General features: G+C 51.6%; 17 protein-coding genes. 10 read left to right on the forward strand and 7 right to left on the reverse strand.

The annotated features are described in order from the left end of the window. Positions 1 to 530 precede the first annotated feature (530 nt). Positions 531 to 1,079, forward strand: coding sequence for a YdeI/OmpD-associated family protein (locus P0Y67_RS20480; protein WP_342393335.1), 549 nt, complete (start codon positions 531 to 533; stop codon positions 1,077 to 1,079). 143 nt (positions 1,080 to 1,222) lie between these two features. On the opposite strand, the gene P0Y67_RS20485 is transcribed toward P0Y67_RS20480, so the two are convergent. The 3 genes from P0Y67_RS20485 to P0Y67_RS20495 all read right to left on the reverse strand — a co-directional run bounded on the left by P0Y67_RS20485 (position 1,223) and on the right by P0Y67_RS20495 (position 3,197). Beyond that, positions 1,223 to 1,633 carry a VF530 family protein gene (locus P0Y67_RS20485; RefSeq protein ID WP_202601869.1) on the reverse strand — a complete coding sequence of 137 codons (411 nt, stop codon included), beginning with the start codon at positions 1,631 to 1,633 and terminating at the stop codon, positions 1,223 to 1,225. 237 nt (positions 1,634 to 1,870) lie between these two features. Next, complete coding sequence (locus tag P0Y67_RS20490; protein WP_027250779.1) at positions 1,871 to 2,197, reverse strand: hypothetical protein; 327 nt, start codon at positions 2,195 to 2,197, stop codon at positions 1,871 to 1,873. 1 nt (position 2,198) lies between these two features. Beyond that, entirely contained in the window at positions 2,199 to 3,197 is a 999-nt protein-coding gene (locus P0Y67_RS20495; protein ID WP_342393336.1) for a hypothetical protein, read from the reverse strand. A 723-nt stretch (positions 3,198 to 3,920) separates the two neighbouring features. Here P0Y67_RS20495 and P0Y67_RS20500 point away from each other — a divergent pair. Beyond that, the gene (locus P0Y67_RS20500) at positions 3,921 to 5,468 is read left to right on the forward strand and encodes an ABC-F family ATP-binding cassette domain-containing protein (protein WP_342393337.1); all 1,548 of its coding nucleotides are present in this window, start codon (positions 3,921 to 3,923) and stop codon (positions 5,466 to 5,468) included. Positions 5,469 to 5,663: 195 nt separating this feature from the next. Here the strand turns inward: P0Y67_RS20500 and P0Y67_RS20505 are convergent, their stop codons facing one another. Beyond that, positions 5,664 to 6,683 carry a zinc-binding alcohol dehydrogenase family protein gene (locus P0Y67_RS20505; RefSeq protein ID WP_342393339.1) on the reverse strand — a complete coding sequence of 340 codons (1,020 nt, stop codon included), beginning with the start codon at positions 6,681 to 6,683 and terminating at the stop codon, positions 5,664 to 5,666. A 148-nt stretch (positions 6,684 to 6,831) separates the two neighbouring features. Between P0Y67_RS20505 and P0Y67_RS20510 the strand changes: the two genes are divergently transcribed. Continuing rightward, complete coding sequence (locus P0Y67_RS20510; RefSeq protein ID WP_342393340.1) at positions 6,832 to 7,740, forward strand: LysR family transcriptional regulator; 909 nt, start codon at positions 6,832 to 6,834, stop codon at positions 7,738 to 7,740. Between the two features lie 54 nt (positions 7,741 to 7,794). Here the strand turns inward: P0Y67_RS20510 and P0Y67_RS20515 are convergent, their stop codons facing one another. Next, positions 7,795 to 8,985, reverse strand: a complete 1,191-nt coding sequence (locus P0Y67_RS20515) for an MFS transporter (protein WP_342393341.1) — start codon at positions 8,983 to 8,985, stop codon at positions 7,795 to 7,797. Positions 8,986 to 9,097: 112 nt separating this feature from the next. Here P0Y67_RS20515 and soxR point away from each other — a divergent pair, with 112 nt between their 5' ends. Continuing rightward, on the forward strand, positions 9,098 to 9,520 hold the full coding sequence (gene soxR, locus P0Y67_RS20520; protein WP_342393342.1) for a redox-sensitive transcriptional activator SoxR: 423 nt from the start codon (positions 9,098 to 9,100) through the stop codon (positions 9,518 to 9,520). Positions 9,521 to 9,642: 122 nt separating this feature from the next. Then, the gene (locus tag P0Y67_RS20525) at positions 9,643 to 9,996 is read left to right on the forward strand and encodes a DMT family protein (RefSeq protein WP_342393343.1); all 354 of its coding nucleotides are present in this window, start codon (positions 9,643 to 9,645) and stop codon (positions 9,994 to 9,996) included. A gap of 56 nt (positions 9,997 to 10,052) precedes the next feature. Here the strand turns inward: P0Y67_RS20525 and P0Y67_RS20530 are convergent, their stop codons facing one another. Continuing rightward, the gene (locus tag P0Y67_RS20530) at positions 10,053 to 10,955 is read right to left on the reverse strand and encodes a LysR family transcriptional regulator (protein ID WP_342393344.1); all 903 of its coding nucleotides are present in this window, start codon (positions 10,953 to 10,955) and stop codon (positions 10,053 to 10,055) included. A gap of 105 nt (positions 10,956 to 11,060) precedes the next feature. Between P0Y67_RS20530 and P0Y67_RS20535 the strand changes: the two genes are divergently transcribed. Then, positions 11,061 to 12,050: an NADP-dependent oxidoreductase gene (locus tag P0Y67_RS20535; RefSeq protein ID WP_342393345.1), complete on the forward strand. Its 990-nt coding sequence runs from the start codon at positions 11,061 to 11,063 to the stop codon at positions 12,048 to 12,050. A 55-nt stretch (positions 12,051 to 12,105) separates the two neighbouring features. Here the strand turns inward: P0Y67_RS20535 and P0Y67_RS20540 are convergent, their stop codons facing one another. Further along, complete coding sequence (locus tag P0Y67_RS20540) at positions 12,106 to 12,630, reverse strand: GNAT family N-acetyltransferase (RefSeq protein ID WP_342393346.1); 525 nt, start codon at positions 12,628 to 12,630, stop codon at positions 12,106 to 12,108. Between the two features lie 281 nt (positions 12,631 to 12,911). On the opposite strand from P0Y67_RS20540, the gene P0Y67_RS20545 reads away from it, so the two are divergent. The 4 genes from P0Y67_RS20545 to P0Y67_RS20560 all read left to right on the forward strand — a co-directional run. Then, the gene (locus P0Y67_RS20545; RefSeq protein ID WP_342393347.1) at positions 12,912 to 13,643 is read left to right on the forward strand and encodes a response regulator; all 732 of its coding nucleotides are present in this window, start codon (positions 12,912 to 12,914) and stop codon (positions 13,641 to 13,643) included. 88 nt (positions 13,644 to 13,731) lie between these two features. Continuing rightward, positions 13,732 to 14,244, forward strand: coding sequence for a peptide deformylase (def, locus tag P0Y67_RS20550; RefSeq protein WP_342393348.1), 513 nt, complete (start codon positions 13,732 to 13,734; stop codon positions 14,242 to 14,244). A 6-nt stretch (positions 14,245 to 14,250) separates the two neighbouring features. Further along, positions 14,251 to 14,670, forward strand: coding sequence for a hypothetical protein (locus P0Y67_RS20555; RefSeq protein ID WP_342393349.1), 420 nt, complete (start codon positions 14,251 to 14,253; stop codon positions 14,668 to 14,670). 158 nt (positions 14,671 to 14,828) lie between these two features. Beyond that, on the forward strand, positions 14,829 to 15,205 hold a 377-nt coding region (locus P0Y67_RS20560; protein ID WP_342393350.1), incomplete at its 3' end, for a GNAT family N-acetyltransferase.

Below are 15,205 nucleotides of genomic sequence, written 5' to 3' on the forward strand. Positions count from 1 at the left end.
GCCTCCACTTCCCGAACAGGGTCGATCAATATGTGGATCTGTGACTTATGCTGACACAGAACTATGAACACCCTCAATAAGCATAAGTGTCGTGCAGCCGATCCTTTATCCGGGTGTTGGACAAGCCCGCAGCGGCATTATTAAGGAATAGCCTGGTTCAGCGCCCAGTTGCTTTCTGTGGTTTGGTTGGCACTGGCAACTGCCATACCGACAGCCTGAGCATCCTCAACAGGATAGTCAGTCACAATCCCAGGGAAAAATACAGGGATGCATTTTTAGGTTGTCGGCGCAGGGAGCGCCTACAACCGGCCCGGAAAACATCAGCGAAATCAAAGGCTTTTCTGGGCACTCTTTGAGCCGGCAAAGAGTGTCTGGCGCGCAACGCAGAATGCAGAGAAGGCGCAGGCTTTAAGCGTGACATACAAAGTGATGCAATGGGGCTGTAGACTAAACTCACTTTCCCATCATAACTGTCTGCTAAAATACTATGTCGTTGGTCAGGGAAAGTTTCATAGGGAGATCATCAAATCATGGAAAAAGAAAACAGCGGTGCTGAATTTGACGCGCGACTGCTTCGCCCCAGGGACTCGGGCGGTGATAGTGAGTGGGCTTTTGTCGTGTTGCCCAAAGAGGCGAGCGCGACGTTGCCAAGGCGTGGTCGTATCACTGTTTCAGGCACCTTAAACGGTAACAGTTTCACTGTCTTGCTCGAACCGGATGGCAAGAAAAGCCATTGGCTGCGTATCGACCAGCCTCTGCTGGCGGCTTCAGGTGCCAGCGTTGGTGACACGGCACATTTCGAGATTTTCGCAGGGGAGGAACCTGAACCAGACGTGCCGGATGATTTGGTGAAAGCGTTGGAGGCGGCACCTGAGGCCCGTGCCATGTGGGATGCGACGACGACCATTGCCCGTGTAGACTGGATTCACTGGATAGTTTCAGCCAAGCAGGCCAAGACTCGCGCGAAACGCATTCATGACGCATGCGACATGCTTGCTTCGGGGAAGAAAAGAGTGTGCTGCTTTGACCCGTCAGGTTTCTACAGCAAAGCGTTCAGTGCGCCGCAGGCTGAAGAGTAAGCAGGCGAGCAGCGAAAAATGTTAAGGGGAAACTGGCTACCAAAATCAGATTTGGCACGTTTTACACTGTAAATGCGGTGATATACCAAACACAGGCGTCCATGCCTGATACGGCGCTATCTGATCGACCGAGAAGCCGTGCGTTAACGACGGAAGTGGCGACCCCGTGATGAGCGCTCTTTATGGGCTGATGCGGCTTTGGCTTGCGATTTCAAAATGGATTCAACCGTCAGTTCCATCGGCTCTTTCGGCTGAAGACCGTGCGGGAATGTACGGGTGCGTGGCGGCAACTCGAACTCTTCGCTTGTTGCGCGAGGCATGCGTTTGAAGCGGTACAGGTAAAAGTTTTCCAGTTTCTCTCTTGCCCAGTCCGTTTTCTTTAAATACTTCACACTGCTGGCAATCGATGGGTTGGTGTGAAAACAGTTAAAACGCATGGCTGTGTCCAGAATATCCCATCCGTAAAAATCGACCAGCTCTTGCAGTAAGGTTTCTAACTTCAGACCGTGCAATGGATTATTTTTTTGTAATTCAATTCTTTCTTCATCTGTCATCATAACGCGTTCCTGAGTTTCTCACGTACCGGGGCGGGTTGGATTGGGTGGTATTCGCTCAACGCTTCAATTAAATACCAGAGCGGCACGAATGATTAAGCTGTGCCATGAAGGTTGAGGGCACGGGATTCTAGCAGACTCGGCCTTGCTTCCCTATTATTATCGCTATTAATAGCAAGGATGGATCAAACCTTTTCCAGCGCCGGCTCGCAACAAGCCTGTCTCCGCCACTTGCTTTTACAGCAGCGCTTCACCAGTGCCTTTCAGCACTTTTTCGACCACACGCACCACTTTCGAGGTGGTGAGAATGACATCGGCAATCTTGCTGGGATCGTGTTTGGCTTTTTTGGCCAGCGACGTCAGGGTGATGAGGTTTGTCACCGCACTCTGGGTACGCGTAACGCCCAGATCAGGTAATGCCAGTGCTTCGCTGAGTTGGGTCAGCAGCAGGTTGATGTCTTGTTGTAATTGCAGCGCCTGATCATAATTCAGGGTGATTTCTTTCACCTTGCGCAGCTCGTCGATGGCTTCGACCAGGTAGTTGCCCAATGGTTTGTCGGTCATCTTACCCCTCCTTGCAAACAAGTTGATCATCTCTGAGCGCAAAGCTGGTTTCGCAGCTACCCAGCAGGTTGTTCAGTGATGAATAATGACGGCCGGTTTCGTTGAGCTCGCCGGCAATACGGATGAAGGCTTTACCGCTGAACTCGTTGTTAGCAACCAGTTCGGAAATCGCGTGGTGCTTCTCTTTCAGTGTCTGCGTGGCTTTGGCCATCTGCTTGAAGATCAGTGCGGTTGAAGCGATATCCACTGAGCGCTGAGTCAGGCTTTCAATTTGCGCGATCACTGCCTCATGGCTGAGCTTTCCCTGCGTTTTCATGATGTTGAAGCGACGGATATCGGTACTGAGCATATCCCGGCGTTCCGACAGCAGAGCGGCGTACAGCCTGCCGGATGACAGGCGCTGGCTGATGGTATCGCAGATAGTGCTGATGGTCGGATCGGCCTTGATGATGATGTCTTTCAGGGCTTTGCGCCGCTGAGATTCCGCTACTGTCGCGCCAATCCCCGCGATGGCGGATGACAGTATGTGGAAGGTGTCATCGCTGGCATCCAGCAGGGGCGTATCGGTCAGGGCAAGATACTGTTTGTTTGCCGAGATCAGCGAACCACTGAGTTTGGCGGCGGCATAGTCAATGTCGCCGCGGTATTTGGCGTCTGCCAGTTCGCTGAGGGCCTGACTGTAGTCCTGCAGGGAACGGTTCAGGGCGTATAGTGCGAACTGTTGCTGGGTGATATCGGCATAGGTTTTTGCCTGTTGCGTCAGTCGGTCTGAGGTCAGCAGAGTGCTGGGGCGTTCCAGTTCCAGCGCCAGTGTGTTGGTGGCCCGTTTTGTCTGTAAGGTTTTGGTTTCCTGCATCATGTCACCCAGCTGGCTGGTGAGCTGATTACTGGCTTGCGCATACAAACCGACATCATTACTGGCATTCTGGCTGCAGGCAGAAAGAAAAAGCAGGCCAGCAGTGATGATACTCACTCGGGCAGCGCTAGCTCGGACAGGCATGTGACATTCCAATGACAAAATAAAAACGCATATGCATAACATAAATGCTATTGGTTGAGTATTCCCGCCAATTAGGGTTCGGGCGAAGGGAAATGTGCAGCGCGTAACAGTTTTGCTTTACCTTCCACTGGCGGGAAGCTTTAAGTCTGTCTGTTTTGTGCTGCAATGATTGTGACTTTGGAGGTAACAGTGGGATGTTGTAATCAGCCGCCTGATGGTGGCAGTGAGAATATCGGTTTGCTGGTGAAAGCCATACTGGCTCTGGCTGTTGTGATTGGACTATTGGCCGCGTTTTTTGGCTGAGGGGCGTCTGCCGATACTCTGCTGCTGATGCGCGATATGAGTTGTATACGATAATAGATGCGGTTGACTCATGATTGAAAATTGCGTATTTTGCGGCCGAATTATATTTTTGGACCGCTCTGCAATGTTTTACATCCTATTCAAGAATTTTGTCAGGCGACTGTGCTCCGCGCATTAACACGATGAAGTGTTGCTCGGAGCTGAATGTCTTCTGAATCTTCATCAGATATAGCCGTCATTCCCTGATCCTCAGGGGAGTTGTCTGTATCTGATGAATGCAGAGTACAGGCCGACGATGACCTTCATCGTCGGCCTTTTAGTTTCTGACCGATAATCTGTCAGCAGCTAGTTTCAAGATTGCTTGAAGCGAGGGGCCGGTATGCCTTGTACCGCCCCTCGTTTTTTTATGGATGTAATACAATGAGTTTACTCACAATTCAAAACCTGACTTACCACATCGGCGATAAAACCCTGTATCAGCAGGCCGGTTTCACTCTGTTTCCCGGCGAGCATATCGGGGTGACCGGCAAGAATGGGGTGGGGAAAAGTACCCTGCTGAAATTGCTGCAATCCGAGTTGCTGCCCGACAGTGGCGATATTCTCTGGCAGCCCGCCGTGCAGGTCGGCTATCTGGATCAGCACGCAGAATTGGATCCCCGGTTGACGGTACGTGGTTACCTGCAATCGGCATTTGCCGATTTGTACACACTGGAAGCTGAAATGATGGCCATTTACGCCTGCCCGGAGAAAAGTGCCCGCGACAGTTTTCTGACCCGTGCCGCAACGATTCAGGCGATGCTGGAAAGCCAGTCCTTTTATGTCACTGATCACAAAATAGAGGCGGTGGCTGAAGGGCTGGGGATTACCCAGTTCGGCATGGCAACGCCGCTCGGCGCCTTGAGTGGTGGTCAGCGCCACAAAGTCATGCTGGCCACTCTGTTGCTGGTATCGCCGGATGTGCTGTTGCTGGATGAACCGACCAACTACCTGGATACCGTGCATGTCGACTGGCTGGCCGATTATCTGAATGGCTTTACAGGCGCCTTCATGGTGGTGTCGCACGATAAGGCTTTTCTGAACCGGATTGCGACCGGCATCTGCGATATCGACAGGCAACAAATCCGCAAATACAAAGGCAATGTTGAGAAAGCGATGGCGCAGAAAGCCAGCGACGATGCGGCCCATGCCAAGCAGTATCAGGCCCAGAAAAAGCACATCGATAAGCTGGAGCAGTTCATTGCCAAAAACGGTGCTGGTGTCAATGCGAGCATTGCTAATGGTCGCAAGAAACAGCTGGCGCGGATTGCACGCATGGCAGCGCCGGAGTCAGAGAAAGCGGTGTCGTTTTCGTTCCGGGCTGCGACGCTGAGTGCCCAGACCGTGCTGGCGGCTACCGGGCTGGAAATCGGCTATACCCGCTCTTTGCTGCCTCCGATGAATCTGAGCCTGCAGCGCGGTGAAAAAGTTGTGATTGCCGGATTCAATGGCATCGGAAAGTCCACCCTGCTGAAAACCCTGGTGGGCGAGCTGGCAGCGATGGCCGGTCAGTTGGAATTATCGCAAGGACTCAGGCTGGGCTACTTTGAGCAGGAACTGCACTGGGCGTTTCAGGATGCCACCCCCGTGAATCTGGTGAAGTCAGCTTGTCCCGGTCTGGATGACAAAGCGGCCAGGCAACATTTGGCGCGCTTCGGCCTGTCCGGCAAGCTGGCATTGCAGCCTGTCGGCTCGCTCAGCGGAGGAGAACAGACCAAAGTGAAGCTGTGTCGTTTAGCATTGCAACCGGTCAACCTGCTGGTGCTGGATGAACCGACCACTCATCTCGATGCCACAGTGAAAGCGGCGCTGAAGCAAGCGCTGATCGACTTTAGCGGGACTGTCATCATGGTGTCGCACGAAAGGGATTTTGTCGCTGGCTGGCCGGACCGGATCGTAGAGATTCAGCCTGCCGGGGCATTCTTAAGCTAACCATGTTTACCTTGCCGGCACAGCTATGTCCGGCAAAGCTATGTTCGGCAAAGCTACGTCCGAAATAGCTTCGTCCGACATAGCTACGTCCAACATAGCTACGTCTCGCATAGCTACGTCCTGAATAGCTTCGCCCGGCACAGTTTCACTCCATATAGCGAGGCTGTGCCGGGCAAGAAGCGATGGATTTAAGCTTTATTCCCAGCCAGACAGGACAATTTTTCCTATCATTTTGCCTTGCTCTACCATGGCATGAGCGCTGCGCAGGTTCTCAGCATTGATCGGTGTCAGGTGCTCCTTCATGGTGGATTGCAGGGTGTCGGCATCAATCTGCTTGCTGATCTGATTGAGCAGATGACCCTGCTCGGCCATATCATGGGTTTGATACATGGAGCGGGTAAACATGAATTCCCAGACGAAACCGGCACTTTTGCTTTTTAACGGTTCCATATCCAATGGCACATCACTTTCGACAATACTGCAAATCATGCCCTGGGGTTTGATAACCTGTGTCATGGTCGCCCAGTGGCCGGCTGTGTCGTTGAGGCAGAAGATGTAGTCCACTGCCGGAAAGCCGAGTTCAGCCAGTTGTGCCGCCATATCCTGCCTGTGGTTGATGGTGTGATCGGCGCCCATTTCATGGCACCAGTGCTGGGTGTTTTCCCGTGATGCGGTGGCTATCACCGTCAGTCCTGCAATCTGGCTGGCCAGTTGAATTGCCACCGAACCGACACCGCCAGCACCGCCAATGATCAGCAGGCTTTGCTGATCCTGCGTGCCGTTGGGGTTGATATTGAGCCGGTCAAACAAGCCTTCCCAAGCGGTGATGCTGGTCAGTGGGAGTGCGGCTGCTTCAGCCATCGACAGTGATTGCGGTTTTTTTCCGACAATACGTTCATCAACAAGCTGGTATTCGCTGTTGCTGCCGGGGCGGGTGATATCACCGGCATAAAATACCTCGTCACCGACGGAAAACAGGGTGACGTCTTCACCGACTGCGACGACCGTCCCTGCTGCGTCCCAGCCCAGAACACGAGGCTGTGGTTCAATTTTGTCTTTGGGCGCTCTTACTTTGGTATCAACCGGATTGACCGAGATGGCTTCCACTCTCACCAGAATATCCTTGCCTGATACAGCCGGTGCCGGGAGTTCGACATCCATCAGGCTGTCCGGGTTTGATACAGGTAAATAATGGGTCAGTGCGACAGCTTTCATTCGTGGTTCCTCAAGCATGTGGGTTGTCATAAGGATAATCGGGTTCTGCGATTCGGATTCTGCAAATAAGCGGTCTTCAGTGTATTGGTTCGGAAAATATTTATAATGGATGCAAATACGAAAACATACTTCATAAAAACTGAATAATATGGCAAAGACAGAGGACATGGCGTTGTTTGTTCAGGTGGTGAAATCAGGTGGACTGGCGGCCGCAGGGCGTAAGCTGGGGTTGTCGCCTGCCAGCATGACCGCCCGGATGAACCAGCTTGAACACAGATATCAAACCCGTTTGCTGAACAGAAATACCCGGCATATTTCGATGACTGAAGCGGGCTATCGATTTTACCAGGCGTGCCTGAGGGTAGTGGAAGAAGTGGAAGCCGCAGAAGCGGTATTAACGCAATGTGAAGCGGAGCTGTCAGGTTCCCTGCGCATTACTGCGCCGTCTGACTTTGGCAGGCAATACGTGGCGCCGGCATTGGCGGCGTTTTCTGAGGCCCATCCTAAGGTTGTACCGCATCTGTATCTGACCGATGGCATGGTAAAACTGGTGGATGAAGGCATAGACATTGCCATCCGGCTGGGCAACTTGCCTGACAGCAACCTGATTGCAAAGTCGTTAGTGTCGAATCGCCGCGTGGTGTGCGCATCACCGGCTTATCTGGCGAAAGCGGGGCAACCGGCCCATCCCGATGATCTGCGTCATCACAGGTGTTTAGTAATGGAATGGGCCGGACAAATCATGAATGAGTGGCACTTTGTCACTGACAAGGGCCCGATCACAGTGGACGTCGAACCGGCGATGATTTGTACCGATGGCGCTTTGGTGCGTCAATGGGCAGTAGAAGGCTGCGGTATTGCGATGAAGTCCTGGTGGGATGTTCGGCAGGATGTGCTGGACGGCCGGTTACAGGTGCTGTTTGATGATCAGGTCAGAGGATTGAGTCTCAGTGATACCGAATCTGTCGCTTTGCAGCTTGTCTATCCCGGCCGCAAATTCCAGCCAAGGCAAGTGAACGCTTTTTCGCAGTTTCTGATGGACTGGATGGAAAAATGAAAAGACTTCCCTAGCGTACGCTTCAGGGAAGTCGCCACAGTGATTGTCTTGTCCTCAGGCGATTGAAACCTGCAGATGGGAACCTTTCCGGTATAACAGCTGCATGATCAAACCGGATGCCAGCACAATGACGCCCATAATGACAAAACCTATTTCAGTGATCTGCAGGTAGCTTAACGCCGCAATCAAAACATAACTCAGGCTCTGACTCAGGGTCGAGAACAATTTCAGACCGCCTTCTATCCGGCCCCGTTCATGCACATTGACTTCGTGGTTGAGCTTATTGGTGCGGGCGATACGGTTTAAAGCGTTGAAAAAGCCCAGAATCACGGTGAGCGAAACCAGTACAACCGGCGTTAACCAGACGGCCATGACGATCAGCAGGCTGCCCATGGTGATCACCGAATACATCATGGCTTTTTCATGGCTGATGCGTGCCAGCAAACGCGTCACCAGCAGGCCGGTAAGCAAGGCGCCGATGCCATAGCTCAGCGACCAGGACGCAAACCAGCTGCCACTGATATTGTGCTCAGAGAAATATACAGGCACCAGTTTCGCCAGATAGGTGAGCATAGGGTAGGTCAGGCAGGATAACGCCAGAAACAGGTAGAAAGCGGGCTGGCGGGTGAAGATGGTTTTGCTCTCGGCCAATTGTCTGAAAAACGCCTGAGGCTGACTGGACGCCAGCCGGCGGCGATACGGTGTCAGCCAGTAGCTCAGTGCAGCAATGCCGGAGGCCAGTGTTGCCAGCAAGGCAAATTCGCTCATCGACCAGGATGTCAGCAGCACGATACCCGCTGCCCCGGCACTCAGTGTGGTCAGTTGCATGACGACTTCCTGCTGACCAGTCACTCTGGCGTAGTCAGCTTTGTCATAGTTTTCCTGGGTGAAAGCATTATTGGTGCTCCAGGCGACATCGTTGGTCAGCCAGAAGATCAGTTGCGCCAGTGCCAGCAACCAGATGGAATCGGCCTGAAACCGGAAAGCGATCAGCACAGACAGTGCAGTCAGTGACTGAATCACCTGAACGATGATCAGAATGGCTTTGCGTGAATGCCTGTCAATCAGCGTGGCGGTGAAAGGGGTGGCAATGAATGACAAGGCGGTGCAAGTGAGCGAGACCGCTGCCACGAAGACCCCCATGTCGCCCTGATTCAGCATGATCCAAGGCAGTGCCAGCATGAACATCCCGGATGAAATACCGTCAAAAAAGCGCCCGGTGAGATAAGTCGCAGTGCGTGACATCCGTGTTTCCTTCTTGGTTATTGGTTATTGTTAGTGATGGGCAGAGCTTAAAACCTCAAGTAAACTTGAGGTCAAGAATAAAATACAGATGATCAGCATGTAAGGATTGACGATGGAAATGACAGTCGGACAGGTCGCTGAACGCTCCAACGTAAAGGTGTCGGCGCTGCATTTTTACGAGCAGAAAGGGCTGATTCAGAGCTGGCGGAACGCAGGTAATCAGCGCCGCTATGATCGCAGTGTGCTGCGCCGGATTGCGGTGATCAAAACCGCGCAGCAGCTGGGCATGTCGCTGGAGGAAATCGGCGAGGCGTTGTCGCACCTGCCTGTGGATCACGCACCGACCCAGGAAGAATGGCAGGCGATGGCGAGTTTATGGCGGCATCAGCTGGATGAACGAATCGCCAAATTGCAAAAACTCAGGGACTCGCTGGGCGATTGTATCGGCTGTGGCTGTCTGTCACTGAGCCGGTGCCAGCTTCGTAACCCGGAAGATACGCTGGCCGATGAAGGGAATGGGGCAGTCTTGCTTTAAAATCAATTATTAAACAATGACTTATTTTGTTGGTGTGATTGATTTATATTTTAAATGACAAGGTGAAAAGTGCTGATTATAATCCGCGCATTCTCTGGCCGGTAAACTGAATCACTTTCTCTATGCAACCTACACTGATTACGATTTTTCTGCTGCTGTGCAGCAATGTCTTTATGACGTTTGCCTGGTACGGACATTTAAAAGATCTGAACAGTAAACCCTGGGTCATTGCCGCTTTCCTGAGCTGGGGAATTGCGTTGTTTGAATACCTGCTGCAGGTGCCGGCGAACCGCATCGGCTTTACTGTGATGAGTGTCGGGCAACTGAAAATCCTGCAGGAAGTGATCACCCTGTCTGTCTTCGTGCCTTTCGCGTTTTACTACCTGAAAGAGCCGCTGAAACTCGATTACCTCTGGGCCGGGCTGTGTATGCTGGGCGCGGTTTTCTTTATGTTCCGCAGCAAGCTGGGGCTCTGATCCCAGCCTGTAGTGGTGCATCCGGCAAGCGAAAGCAAAACAGTATGATGTCTTTGCTATTTGCTTACGGCCAGTTTCTGACTGAAAAAATCGACCGCTGCCCTGATTTTCGGTACCTGATAGCGGGGCCTGTAATACAGCAGATAGAGCCCCAGGCGCTCGGCAGACAGGCAGACCGGCGCGGGAAGCTCGACCTTGATGAGCTTGCCTTCATCCCTGTCTTCGAAGGTTGACCAGTCTGGCAGCAGCGCCATCACTTTTCCTGCCATCATCAGCTCACGAATATAGCGGCCGGAATTGGTCACAACATACGGTTCCAGTTCCAGAGGCAGCCATTGCCCTTCTCTGACGATCCCCCACTTTAAAATGTGCTTTGGACTCCGGTAGTAAGCCACGTGATGAGCGTGCAGTTCAGTATGATCGGCCGGCAGGCCATATCGCTCAATGTACTGGGGTGTGGCGCACAGGTGTGGCGTGTTATCACATAACCAGCGTGCGTGAATACGTTCATCCGGCAGATATCCGCCACGAATAGCGATATCAATTTCGGCTTTCGACAAATCGGTCAGGCGGTCTGACACATCGATATCGAGTTTGATCTCAGGATACAGCGCCTCGAATTCACTCAGATGCGGCAGTACCTGACTGTCAAAGTAGTGGCTCATACAACTGATGGTTAAAATGCCCGACGGGGTTTGCTGATAGGTGCTCACCAGCTCCTCCGCCTGACGAATTTGCTCAAGGACCTGCTGGCATTGTGTCAGGTAGGCTTTGCCCACTTCAGTCAGGTTGATGGTCCGTGTGCTGCGTTTGATGAGCTCAGTGCCGAGTTGCGCTTCAAGCCAGCTCAGCTGCCGCGAGGCGCTGGAAACGGGAAGACGTAATTGCTTTGCGGCGCTGGAAATGCTGCCACACTGTAATGTGGTGACAAACACTTCCATGGCTTTGAGTTTATCCATGTTTATTTTCCCATTTTTCGCAAAAGTGTTTCTTTATTTTGCTGTCTTATTTTCATTTTCAGCAAGAGTTAGAGTGTGCCTCAAGACAACGAAAGGAACAAGATCATGAATTACAGTGCCATTCTTCTGAAAAAGCGTCCTGACATCACCATCACGTCAGATATCTTTGAAAAAGTGTCGAAGCCAGTGCCGGAAATTGCCGAGGGCGAGTTTCTGGTCAAGCAAACCCACATGTCACTGGACCCGGCCATGCGCGGCTGGATGAGTGCCGATCGTGAAAGTTACATTCCGCCTGTGGAGCTGGGAGAAGTGATGCGCTCAAGCGGCATCGGTGATGTGGTGGAATCCCGCCACCCGGATTTTCCGGTGGGAACCCGTGTGATGGGTATGATGGGCTGGACGGAATATTTTGTTGCCAAAGGCGGTTTGTCACCTGTGCCGACCAGTGTGCCGCAGGAAGCCTTGCTCTCTGTGGTGGCCTTGCCGGGCGTGACGGCCTATCACGGCCTGTATGAAGTGCTGAAACCGCAAGCGGGACAGACACTGGTGGTGACAGGCGCAGCAGGCTCTGTGGGATCTATGGTTGGCCAGTTAGCGAAGCTGGAAGGCGTGACTGTCATCGGTGTGGCTGGCAGCGATGAAAAATGCCACTGGCTGACAGAGACACTGGGTTTTGATGCCGCAATCAACTACCACGATGAGGATTTTGCTGCCAAGCTGGCAACCGCAGCCCCCAACGGCATTGACTTATTTTTTGAAAATACCGGCGGCGTTGCGCAGCAGCACATTTATCAACGCATGAACGCCCATGGTCGTGTGGCTGTCTGCGGCATGATTGCCGACTACAATACAGCGACACCACAACCTGGCCCGAACTGGATGAATATTGTGCGTAAAAGACTGATGATACAGGGCTTTACTATGCCGGATCATTTCCATCGGTTTGCGGAATACGGTCAAAAACTGGCAGAGTTGATGATGGCCGGCAAGCTGCAGTATCGTGCTCATACCCTGCAAGGGCTGGATAGTGCCATTGAAGGGATTAACCTGCTGTTCTCCGGTGAGAATAAAGGTAAGTTGATCGTCGAGCTTTAAAGGCTTTCACGGCCGTATCGATGGATGCGGCCGTGCTGTATGGCAGTGTCTGCAATCAGAACTTCATCTGATCCTTGCCGGGCCAATGGTAGACATATTCATCAACCACAGTACCGTCCGGTGCCTGCCAGGTTTGCGCGCAATACTCTGTTCCCCCCATCCGCTGATAAAAACCGATGGCCGGCAGATTGGAGGCCAGCACTTCCAGATACAGGCTGTCTGACTGCGCGTGCGCGGTCATTGTCTCTTTTGCCGCCGCGAGAAGCTGCTTGCCAATGCCTTGCCCTTTTATTTCAGGGTTAACATGCAGGTTATCGACCAGCGTGCCTAACTCAGGGTGCGCATCCAGCTCGATGCAGATAAAGCCACACATTTGCCCGTTTTGTTTCGCGACAAGAATGTGGCGCTTGCTCATGGGCTGAGTCAGTCGCGAGTACCAGGTTTGAAATCGGTCCTGATGGATATCGTGCGTCAGGTACTGCTCGGACAGATCGTTGCAATACACAACCTGCCAGTTGCGAACATGCAGTTCGGTGATAGCGGAGTGATCATCAAGTGTGGCGTAATCAATGGTTAGCATAAGGGACTTTTTCTCTTAACATACTGCTTTAAAAGTATTATGCATGAATGGCGTATCAGGGGAAGCTGGCAGCAAAATTTCACCTGCAACAAGGCCATAAAACCTTATCAGCCTCAAACTTTTGCCGCCTGATCCGTGATTTCATCCCGGTAATGAATAACACTGCTAGCGGCTGAAGTACTTTCAGGGATAAATGAAGCGATGAGCAAAGCGCTTTAGGAAAGCTATCAGTAAATAATGATAACGATAATGACGTGTACGAACAGAAAGAGAACACCACCATGTCGACAAAGACCATTCTGGTTGTGGATGACGATGTCGAAATCCGCGAGTTATTGCAGGAGTATCTGGCTAAATCCGGCTATGAGGTGATAACCGCAGAAGATGGCATTGCGATGAAGCAACAGCTTGAAGCGCATACGCCCGATGTCATCCTGCTGGATGTGATGATGCCGGGGGACGACGGCTTTACATTGTGTCAGTTTGTACGGAAATCATCGGAAGTGCCGATTATGATGCTGACAGCTGCCTCCGATGAAATGGATCAGATTCTGGGGCTGGAGATCGGCGCCGATGATTATATCGCCAAGCCATTCAGTCCGCGTCAGTTACTGGCGCGCATTAAAGCGCTGTTGCGTCGAACCCGCCCTGTGGGTGCCGAGGAATTCGTACAGCCAACCGCATTACCGCGCGCTATCCGGTTTGGGCACTGGCGTCTGGAGACCTTGTCTCACAGGCTATATGACCTTCAGACAGAACAGGACTATGAACTGACGGGCGGGGATTTCAGTTTGCTGATGTTATTTTTATCCCGTCCCAATGAAGTGCTGGACCGGGACACCATTTCCAATGCCACCCGGGGCCGCGAAGCGCTGCCGTTTGAGCGGGGAATTGATGTTCAGCTGAGCCGTTTGCGACAGCGGCTGGGCGACAGCGGTAAACATCCCAAGTACATTAAAACCATGCGGGGAAACGGTTATATTTTTACCGCACCGGTAACCTATGAAAATTAAAGAAAACCAGTAAGATAGCGCGGTGAACGGGACAGTATCAGACAGTGCTGAACCTGATTGTAGTTAACGTTAAGGTAATTGAAACACTATGGCACGATTAGAGATTCTCACCGCCCCGGATCCCCGCTTAAAAGAGCAGGCCATTCCTGTAACTGATATTGCTGCTGTTCAGACGCTGGTGGATGACATGCTGGAGACCCTGTATGCCACCTCGAATGGTATTGGCCTGGCGGCGACTCAGGTCGGTCGCCGTGAAGCTGTGGTGGTGATTGATATCTCAGAGAGCCGGGATCAACCTTTGGTACTGATTAATCCGGAAGTGGTGAGCGGTGAAGATAAAGCCATGGGGCAGGAAGGTTGCCTGTCGGTGCCGGATTATTACGCCGATGTCGAGCGTTATCAGTCTGTGGTCGTGACTGCGCTTGATCGTCAGGGCAATCCAGTAACGATTGAGCGTGATGATTTTCTGGCAATTGTGATGCAGCACGAAATTGACCATCTGCACGGAAATCTGTTCATTGATTATCTGTCGCCACTCAAACGACAAATGGCGATGAAGAAAGTCAAAAAAGCCGTGAAAGCGATGGTGAATACAGCGTAAAAGATAATGAATAAAATCATCCGAGTGAGCCTGATGGCGAGTATTTTGACAAGCTGTGCGAGTCAACCGCAAGAGGAGCTTGTTCTCCACAATGCTTGGCTGGAACTGGTCGCAGGAAAAATAGAAAAGAATGGCGGTAAAGTCATCTGTGCGAATCCGGTATATCAGAAATGTATGAATGTTTCTGAAGGTATGTGCACCGTTGAGATATCACCTGCTTCGAATTATTGTGCTTCAGATTCCATCAAACGTTATGGGGCTCTGTCTGAAGAAAATATTGAAGATTATTTCGTGAATTATCACTCCTGTATGTTGTTTGAGCATGCTCGGTTATATGATCTTGACTGGTTAGAGCCACTTAGGTGCATGGGTAAAAATGCGAATGATCATTTTGACAGTCGATCGTTCCAGTTATTATTTGACTGAGCATTTCCTAAGAGAATGAACATGTAACGTATTTGACTTATCGGGACAGGCATATATTGCTGTTTTAAGTCTTATGAATCGCAGTTTGCACTGATTATTCGCTATAGTGTAGCCATCAGCGCCTGAACTGACGCAATTGCACCAGCCTGAGAGGTCATGTGAAACCTGAATTTCGTCCTGTCAATGTTGATGAACATTTTGCCCTTTGCATGGCTTTCCGGCGTGATGCTTTCGTGTGTACGTTTCAGTCTGACAATGGCTTTGCGCCCTTTATTCATGGTTATGAAGAAAGAATGCGTGCCCGGCTGGTGGACCCCCGCTGGTATTACATTCATATCTGGGATAATGACCAGATTATTGGCCAGTTAGAATTTAAGTGTTTTTCTGATGAAGCCGAAACGGGTTACATCCATCTGATTTATCTTATTCCCGAATACCGTGGCTCCGGTGTAGCCGATACCGCGCAGCAGTTTATGGCAGATACGCTTTATCAGGCGGGCTGCCAGGCTATGCTTTTAACGGTCAGCCGCACCAA

Origin of the sequence: Photobacterium sp. SP02, from assembly GCF_038519165.1 — a bacterium.
In the GTDB taxonomy this organism is placed as follows: domain Bacteria; phylum Pseudomonadota; class Gammaproteobacteria; order Enterobacterales; family Vibrionaceae; genus Photobacterium; species Photobacterium halotolerans.

Excerpts from the sequence above, each read along its gene's own strand:
- P0Y67_RS20480 (WP_342393335.1), top strand. The coding sequence starts at position 531 with ATGGAAAAAGAAAACAGCGGTGCTGAATTTGACGCGCGACTGCTTCGC.
- P0Y67_RS20485 (WP_202601869.1), bottom strand. The coding sequence starts at position 1,633 with ATGACAGATGAAGAAAGAATTGAATTACAAAAAAATAATCCATTGCAC.
- P0Y67_RS20490 (WP_027250779.1), bottom strand. The coding sequence starts at position 2,197 with ATGACCGACAAACCATTGGGCAACTACCTGGTCGAAGCCATCGACGAG.
- P0Y67_RS20495 (WP_342393336.1), bottom strand. The coding sequence starts at position 3,197 with ATGCCTGTCCGAGCTAGCGCTGCCCGAGTGAGTATCATCACTGCTGGC.
- P0Y67_RS20500 (WP_342393337.1), top strand. The coding sequence starts at position 3,921 with ATGAGTTTACTCACAATTCAAAACCTGACTTACCACATCGGCGATAAA.
- P0Y67_RS20505 (WP_342393339.1), bottom strand. The coding sequence starts at position 6,683 with ATGAAAGCTGTCGCACTGACCCATTATTTACCTGTATCAAACCCGGAC.
- P0Y67_RS20510 (WP_342393340.1), top strand. The coding sequence starts at position 6,832 with ATGGCAAAGACAGAGGACATGGCGTTGTTTGTTCAGGTGGTGAAATCA.
- P0Y67_RS20515 (WP_342393341.1), bottom strand. The coding sequence starts at position 8,985 with ATGTCACGCACTGCGACTTATCTCACCGGGCGCTTTTTTGACGGTATT.
- soxR (WP_342393342.1), top strand. The coding sequence starts at position 9,098 with ATGGAAATGACAGTCGGACAGGTCGCTGAACGCTCCAACGTAAAGGTG.
- P0Y67_RS20525 (WP_342393343.1), top strand. The coding sequence starts at position 9,643 with ATGCAACCTACACTGATTACGATTTTTCTGCTGCTGTGCAGCAATGTC.
- P0Y67_RS20530 (WP_342393344.1), bottom strand. The coding sequence starts at position 10,955 with ATGGATAAACTCAAAGCCATGGAAGTGTTTGTCACCACATTACAGTGT.
- P0Y67_RS20535 (WP_342393345.1), top strand. The coding sequence starts at position 11,061 with ATGAATTACAGTGCCATTCTTCTGAAAAAGCGTCCTGACATCACCATC.
- P0Y67_RS20540 (WP_342393346.1), bottom strand. The coding sequence starts at position 12,630 with ATGCTAACCATTGATTACGCCACACTTGATGATCACTCCGCTATCACC.
- P0Y67_RS20545 (WP_342393347.1), top strand. The coding sequence starts at position 12,912 with ATGTCGACAAAGACCATTCTGGTTGTGGATGACGATGTCGAAATCCGC.
- def (WP_342393348.1), top strand. The coding sequence starts at position 13,732 with ATGGCACGATTAGAGATTCTCACCGCCCCGGATCCCCGCTTAAAAGAG.
- P0Y67_RS20555 (WP_342393349.1), top strand. The coding sequence starts at position 14,251 with ATGAATAAAATCATCCGAGTGAGCCTGATGGCGAGTATTTTGACAAGC.